General features: G+C 52.9%; 6 protein-coding genes. 5 read left to right on the top strand and 1 reads right to left on the bottom strand.

Translation table 11 applies throughout. The features are described 5' to 3' along the window. Together B9A13_RS11260 and B9A13_RS11255 are read left to right on the top strand one after the other, a co-directional pair. Positions 1–584, top strand: a 584-nt coding sequence (locus B9A13_RS11260) for an HNH/ENDO VII family nuclease (RefSeq protein WP_200809719.1), incomplete at its 5' end; no start/stop codon positions are given. Position 585: 1 nt separating this feature from the next. Further along, positions 586–1,008: an SMI1/KNR4 family protein gene (locus B9A13_RS11255; RefSeq protein ID WP_084235262.1), complete on the top strand. Its 423-nt coding sequence runs from the start codon at positions 586–588 to the stop codon at positions 1,006–1,008. Between the two features lie 504 nt (positions 1,009–1,512). Here the strand turns inward: B9A13_RS11255 and B9A13_RS11250 are convergent. Next, positions 1,513–1,758 carry a DUF6809 family protein gene (locus B9A13_RS11250; protein WP_084235261.1) on the bottom strand — a complete coding sequence of 82 codons (246 nt, stop codon included), beginning with the start codon at positions 1,756–1,758 and terminating at the stop codon, positions 1,513–1,515. A 407-nt stretch (positions 1,759–2,165) separates the two neighbouring features. Between B9A13_RS11250 and B9A13_RS11245 the strand changes: the two genes are divergently transcribed. The 3 genes from B9A13_RS11245 (at position 2,166) to B9A13_RS11235 (ending at position 5,718) form a co-directional block, all read left to right on the top strand. After that, the gene (locus B9A13_RS11245; protein ID WP_084235260.1) at positions 2,166–3,323 is read left to right on the top strand and encodes an IS110 family RNA-guided transposase; all 1,158 of its coding nucleotides are present in this window, start codon (positions 2,166–2,168) and stop codon (positions 3,321–3,323) included. Between the two features lie 309 nt (positions 3,324–3,632). After that, a complete protein-coding gene (locus tag B9A13_RS11240; protein ID WP_143806968.1) occupies positions 3,633–4,040 on the top strand; it encodes a hypothetical protein in 408 nt (135 codons plus the stop codon). Next, entirely contained in the window at positions 3,958–5,718 is a 1,761-nt protein-coding gene (locus B9A13_RS11235; RefSeq protein ID WP_084235258.1) for a polymorphic toxin type 37 domain-containing protein, read from the top strand. The genes B9A13_RS11240 and B9A13_RS11235 overlap by 83 nt, the downstream gene beginning before the upstream one ends. The last annotated feature ends 344 nt before the right edge of the window (positions 5,719–6,062 follow it).

The raw sequence follows: 6,062 nt of genomic DNA, 5'->3' as shown, positions 1-6,062 counted from the left end.
CCGAATGGCTGATGAAAGGAATCGCAAAGTACGGCGACACGGTGACCGATCTGCTGCACGGCGCCGCGAAAAACGCGGACGTCGCCGCCGAATGGGGCCTTCTTGTCTCCGCCGTCCGGAAAGCGGAAGACTCCGGCGGCATTCTAAAATCCGCCGATGAGCTCATTGAGGGCACGGGGAACAGCCTTTCCAGCAAAATATATACGCCAGTAGAGTATAAAGGCACCGTTAAAGTGAACGGAGATGTCAAGGATGTTAGCCGTCGTGTATATCAAAGAAATGACATTGATATTAACTACTTTGATGAAACAACAGGATTGACTAATTTGGAACGCATGCAAGCAGGAAAACCGCCTATAGGGACTGATGGCAATCCCATTGAGTTGCATCATGTATTGCAACAAGAGGCGGGGCCGATGGCTGAACTCCGGGAAATTACACATCAACAATATTACTCGCAGTTACATGGTTTAGTTGAGAATGGAGCCAGTTTCAGAAACAATCCTTTGTTAAACAAGCAATACAATAATTTCCGGTATAATTATTGGAAATGGCGAGCCAGCCTGATTACTGGAGGTAAATAAAATGTATGATTACCTGTACAATGTAATAAAAGAAAATGAGAGCAAAGGTGATTTCACTTATGCCAAAGTAACTGACAGTATGTTGACCGAGTCAGAAACTCGACTTGGTCTTAAAATTCCAGATGCCTATCGGTGGTTTTTGATAAACTTCGGCCAGGGCGGAATCGGAGGCATCGAAGTTTTAGGGATTGGGAAAAACGGAAAAATGGTCTTTGTGGATGAGACTATAAAGTTTCGTTCTTATGGATTGCCACAAGATGTAATACTGATCGAAAACTGCGATGAATGGGTGTACTGTATTCAATCTCAGAACGGAAAAGTTGGAATGTGGGCTCCTGGTGATACAAAATATAAAGAAAGCTATGAAAGCTTTGAAGCTTATCTTTTGGATAGGATAAATGATATATTGGAGAATAGATCTTAAGCTGTGAGCGACCACCTGCAAGATAGGGACAAGTGCACTTGAGAGCACCCGGAACAGCACCTTGCAAATGCCCTTGCGCCGCGGTTTTTCCGTATCCACAGCACCTGCGGCAGCAAATTCGCCGGTTTACAGCACCTTGGGCCGGTGACGCCGTGCCGAGAGAAAAGCCTGTGTTTTCTAAGGAGAACGCCCGGCACTGCCGGGCGAGGTGACCGCAAGGTGCGGCCTGCCGCACCTTGCTTTCTCCTGCTCTGTTTTCGACGCGGTAGATTTGCTCGGTTTTAAGAGGGACAGGCTTAATCGGAGTCCCGCGATACATCGCACAAAGGCTTCAAAATCGTCTCTGCCGCCGGGCGGTGTAAATCTTCCTCACCCTGGCGGCAAAAGCGGACACAGGGCGACACGTCGGCCCACGCTCGTTTTTAGGGGTGCGGGCATAGCCCACATTGCCGAAGTGGGCGGGCGGGGCAATTGCCCCCGCCCGTACCACAAAAGCGAAACTTGTCACGGTTTCCCGTATAGCTCGCTGAGAATCCGCCATGCCAGCCGGAACCCGCAAACAAAGCTTTCCAGCGTGTGCTCCTGTTCGATCATATCCTTCGCGTCGATGATGCGGAGCACCTTTTTCCTTTCCTGCTTTTCAAGGCTCCCGATAAGCTGACGGTGATATTCTTCAATCTCGCGTTGCCTCTCGGCTTGCGCCGACGGGGTGTAATATTGCCTGAATAGCTGCTCAAGCGTTTCGGTCATCGTGCGTCGCCTCCTCAGCGACACACAATACCCGAAGCCCGCGCGGAAAGCTATATGACAGAAGCAACAAAATTTCGGGTTGCCGCCGGTTCGAGGCTTTATACTTGTTGCTTTCGTCTTGTTTATATATTTCCTCCCCATTTGGTGGGGCAACCCAATACATATTCTGAGCGCATTTTCTTTTCTTTTTTCTGAATTGTGACAGTTCTGAGACACTGGAAGAAATGACTTGCAAACCGCTTTTGGCAGAGTTAACATCACACATCAAAGAAACCTGCTTGAAGCGTAAAGTCCGTTGGTGGATAGACTGTCGCGCCCTTGAACACGGGAAACCGTGAATTCTGGCATCTGAGGTTGCCGGTACCGGGGTCTTGATGCGGAAGGCAGGAAAAAGAGAGGCGGATGCAATGCAGAAAAGAGAAAGCTATCTCTATGTCGGCATGGATTTGCATAAGAAAACCCATACGGCGGTTTTACTTAACTGCTGGAACGAAAAGCTTGAAGCACTTGTCATCGAAAACAAGCCCGTAGAGTTTGAAAAGCTTGTAAAGCGGGTCAACAGGAAAGCTCTGACCTTGGGTTTGACGCCCGTTTATGGTCTTGAAAACGCCTATGGTCACGGACGGAGCCTCGCGGTCTTTCTCCTTGAAAAAGGCTGCGTCGTGAAGGACGTGAATCCCGCCCTGGCGTATGACCGGCGCAGAAGCGCACCTACCATGAAAAAGAATGACGAGTACGACGCGTATTGCGTGGCAATGGTGCTGATCGACCAGCTACATACCCTGCTGGACGCAAAACCGGCGGACAATTACTGGACGCTGTCTCAGCTCGTGAACCGCCGTGATACTATCGTTAACGACGGCATAAGGCTGAAAAACGCCCTGCACGAGCAAATATCGACCGCGTACCCAAGCTACCGGAAATTCTTCAGTGAAATTGACCTGAAATCCGCGCTGTATTTCTGGAAGACCTATCCCTCGCCAATGCACATGAGCAACAAAACGGCGGAGGATTTAACAGCGGAACTGAGGACAATAGCATCCAATATCTCAAAAAGCAAGGCTGCCTTGATTTTTGGCTGTGTCCAAAACGACGGCGATACCCTGCGTGATTACCAGTCGTCACGGGATTTTATCACCCAAAGTCTTGTCCGCGACTTGGAGCGACAGCAATCTGAGCTTACTCAGATCGACGCGGAAATCGAGAAAATGCTGGAGACCTTCGACTGCAAGCTGACCACCCTGCCCGGCGTCGGCAGCGCCATTGCGGGAAAGCTCATCGCCGAGATCGGTGATATCCGCCGTTTCCCGAACGCGGACAAGCTGGCGAGCTTCGCCGGAATCGCCCCGAAACGCTTCAGCTCGGCAGGAAAAGGCCGGGACGAGAGCAACAAACAGGGTAACCGCGCGCTACATGGCCTGTTCTATTTTCTCGCCGTCTCCATGGTCTGCGTTCCGAAAAGTGGAAAACCGAATAATCCGATCTTCTACGACTACTTCTGCCGCAAGCTCGGCGAAGGCAAAACGAAATCCCAGGCGGCAAAAAGCGCTGAAAATAAGGCGTAAGGACAAAGGGATTCCCCGTCCCGGAATGGCGGGGGAAGGCTATATTGCCGGCTGAGTATTCCGAATTTTCACGCTCCTGGAAGCGATGAGCTTCCGGGGCGTTATTTTTTTGTTTATAAATTGAATAAACGAGGAACTTAGACGGAAGCTGCACGCTCCCCGCCGGGGGAAAGCAATAAAGATACATTTTGAAAAAGAAGGAGTATTTTGTCGAACGATTTTCTCTCCCGTCACTTTCCAAAATCAGACAAAAATCCATACAATGTGTACGGATAAAACCGGAAAACGGGAAAGAAAGGAATGTGCACATTGGGAAAATTGTCACTGCAGGAAACACGGCTGGACGATGTGAGAATCCCCGGCGTTTCCGCATCGGACACCCGGCCGAAAACCGGGCTGGACACGACGGAACAGCGCGCCGAGCAGAACCTGGCCGCCCGAAGACAGAAGGAACGGGAGTGGGCGGAGGAAAAAAAGCGGCGGGACCTGGAGGCCGCCGCGGAGCGGCAGAGGCAGCTGGAACAGGAGAGGCAGGAGCGCCAGCGGCGGCAGGAAGAGGAACGTCAGGAACGGGAGCGGCAGCTGAAAGCGGCCGAAGCTCAGCGGGAGAAACAGCCGCCGGGAGCAGGAGCGCATGTGGGACGAGGCCATCACCAAAGCGCTGGACGAAACGGAGGAGCGGGAACCCTGGCGGGAGCTGGGATACATCCCCCCTGAGGAAAAAACTTCGCCCACGGGAACGGACCTCCGCCGGAGCTTCCGCACCCTGGAACGGGAGGATTCCGGCGGGACAAGCACTCCCCGGCCCTCCGCCTACGATGCGGCGAGAAACGCTCTGGACAGCCTGGCGGTAAATGCGGAAACCGGAGAGAGCACGGTGACCGCCCCCCGAACCCCCGCGTATCTTTCTGTAAGAAACGCGCTGGACAGCCAAACGGTGGGCTCGGGGAGCGGGATAAACGGTAAAACGGTAAACCCGGAAAGCATTCCTTACACCCCGGCGGACAGTCTGGAATCCAAAGAGGAACATAAGCCGTACACAGCCGCCGCGGACAGCAGGATGCTCCGGGAGGACCGGTACGCCGAAGAGAACATGGCCGGTTCAAGCGACCGGCTGAAGAGCCTGGAAAAAGCGATCCAACTGCAAAAAGCAAAGACCCAGGGCCTTTCCGACGCATATCAGTACGATAATGCGGAGCGTGAGCAGAAGACGCTGGATCTGCTGGAAAAACAGTATGCCTCCGAAAACAAGCGGGACCTGGACCGCTTCATCGCCGAGTGGACGGAAGAGATCGACCGCCAGCGGCAGGAGCAGAGGGAACAGGAGATCCTGGACCTCTATAACCTGTACGTCCCCCTTCCTCAGGAAACGGTTGCTTCCCGGGAGGATGAGGGATATACTGGAAACGGGGAAACGGCCGGCGCGCCTCGGGAAGCCGCACAGATCACGGAAAAAAGCGGTGGCATCTCCCTTCGGGACGATTCGGAGGACCAGGAGCGGCTTTGCGCGGAGTACGAAAAGGGGCTGAAGTCAGCCGGACCCTTCGGAAAAGGTGCCTTCATGCAGCGCTTTTCCGCGTCCATGAAGGATCTGGGGTATTCGGACAACGACATCTATTACTTCTTTCTGACCACCGTGACAGAACACGAGATCCAGGCTCCGGACCAGGTGGCTGCCCGGAACTTTGTAAACGGTTTTATGCTGGGCGGCCTTGAAAGGCTTCAGGGCGCCACCGCTCCCATTTACGAGGGAAGCAATTACGACGCGGATGCGATCCTACGCGCCCAGGAGAGGGCCGATCGGGCGCGTCCCGTGGCGGCGCAGCTGGGAGAACTTGCGGGGTACGCGGTTCCCTCCGCCGTGGGGGCCGAAGCGCTGGGCGCTGTTCCGCTGCTTCAAAAGCTGGGGACAAGCTTTCTGGGACGGTCGGCGGTGAACGCCCTGTCGGACACGGCGGTGTCGGCGGCAAGCGGCGCGATCCGGGGCGAGAGTCCCGGAGAGATCGCGAAAACCGCCGGAGAAAACCTGCTCTTCGGCTTCGCCTCCGACGCAGCCCTCCGGGGCCTCGGCAAGGCGGGGAAAGCCCTGACAAGCGGACTCTGGGGCGCCGCCGCCCGCGGCGCTGGAAAAATCGCCGGCGACCTTGCCGAGGACGCGGGGGATGTCCCCAAATATCCTGGCAATGACCCTGTTAAAGTACCAGCAGAAGGTTATGAGTGGCGTGGAAATGGAGTTCCTGGATCAAAATATGGAAATTGGTATAACCCAAACACAAAGGAATGGTTAAGACCTGATCTTAATCATCCTGAACCAATAGCACCACATTGGGACTATGGCGCATCCAATGGAAAGACATACAGAATATTCCCTGATGGAACTTTTGAGGTTAAGTGAGGAGATGAATAATCATGATAGACAAAAATGATTGGAGAATAACAAATCAGGAAAACTACTTGAAAAACAAGGAGTTGATTTACGCACACTATAAGCCGTATTCCTCCAAATGGGATCACGATCATTGCGCTTTTTGTAACGATACGTTTAGCGAATACGGATCTGATTTACATGAGGGGTATTGTACTCTGGATCATTATTATTGGATATGTTCAAATTGCTTTAATGATTTTAAAGACATGTTCAAATGGAAGGTTGTTAACGAGTGATGTATTGGAGCCACTCATGGCCCCCCTGAAATTCCAGAGCGAGACTTTGTTTGCAGCAGTTAACTGCTAAATCTC

Source organism: Papillibacter cinnamivorans DSM 12816 (assembly GCF_900176335.1).
Classification (GTDB): domain Bacteria; phylum Bacillota; class Clostridia; order Oscillospirales; family Oscillospiraceae; genus Papillibacter; species Papillibacter cinnamivorans.
This window is presented reverse-complemented; position numbering and strand designations above follow the sequence as displayed.